The organism is Flavobacterium zubiriense, from assembly GCF_041729725.1.
Lineage (GTDB): Bacteria > Bacteroidota > Bacteroidia > Flavobacteriales > Flavobacteriaceae > Flavobacterium > Flavobacterium zubiriense.
On record NZ_JBCFQL010000037.1, the window covers coordinates 1 to 370 of the forward strand.

1 protein-coding gene is annotated in these 370 nt (G+C 41.1%); it reads right to left on the reverse strand.

What is annotated here, in order from left to right:
- Nucleotides 1-370 (reverse strand): DUF7507 domain-containing protein (locus AAGV28_RS15430; protein ID WP_373407644.1); only part of this gene is annotated, 370 nt, incomplete at both ends.

Genomic DNA, 370 nt, shown 5'->3' on the forward strand with positions numbered 1-370 from the left:
TACCACAGTAATGCCAGGATTTTGTGTTACCGGCGTTTCAGTAGGGGTATTGTTGTCTATTTGAGTTCCAGAAATATCGGTTACCTCATTACCTTTTGGATCTTTTGCCGTTGCTAAAGCGGTATTGACCACTTTACCAGCATCTATATCTGCCTGAGTAATGGTGTATGTTCCAGTAATCACCGCACTAGAAGCACCTACCGCTAAAGTAGCAATTGGGTTACCAGTAATAGTTAAACCTACCATTGGATCGGTTACCACTACATTAGAAAGAGTAGTATTTCCAGTGTTCGTTACAGCAAAAGTATACGTAATCACATCACCTAGAATTCCAGTTCCAGAAACACTAGCGGTTTTCACTAAAGCGATG